The 571-nt window shown below is 58.0% G+C and carries 1 protein-coding gene; it reads right to left on the bottom strand.

Features of this window, described 5'->3' with window-relative positions:
• A partial coding sequence (locus AB4Z23_RS27970) for an AAA family ATPase (RefSeq protein WP_441361237.1) occupies positions 1-571 on the bottom strand: 571 nt, incomplete at both ends.

The following is a 571-nucleotide window of genomic DNA, read 5'->3' as shown; positions in this document are numbered from 1 at the left end:
AGCTTATCCGTCACTTGACGTAGGGATGCAGCCGACAACGAGCCGTCTAAATGATAGGACAAAATATCGGCACGCTCCTCGTCGTCCGGGAGATCGAGACGAACGTGCTTCTCAAGACGTCCCGACCTGAGGATCGCGCTGTCGATCAAGTGTCCATAATTCGTTGCCCCGACGATGATCGTCCCTGGTTGCTCTAGCGCCTGCGTCGTCAAATCGAGAAACCTGCCGATCACGTTCCCTTCGTAAAATACGTGGTCTCCCCGCATCGCCGCGCGATCTCCGATCGCATCAAGTTCGTCGACGAGAAGAACCGCGCCTCGACGTGACGCAGCATCCGTGAAAGACGCCGACATCGCGGCGAGCATGTGTCCCAAATGGCCTTTGCCGGATCCTTGCCAAAGCCCGACCGATGTCGCGATTAGATCGAACTGGAGTTCGTTTGCCAACGCCGTGGCGAACAACGTCTTACCTGTTCCAGGCGGACCCACGAGCAGGATCCCCTTGTCGACGTCTGACCAAGCGACCTTGTCGCTACGCCAATCGGCGACGTCCTGACTTATCGCGCTGACCC

Origin of the sequence: Agrobacterium sp. MCAB5, assembly GCF_052114365.1 — a bacterium.
Lineage (GTDB): Bacteria > Pseudomonadota > Alphaproteobacteria > Rhizobiales > Rhizobiaceae > Agrobacterium > Agrobacterium tumefaciens.
Note: the sequence above shows the minus strand (reverse complement) of the source record. Positions and strands in the feature narration are given on the sequence as shown.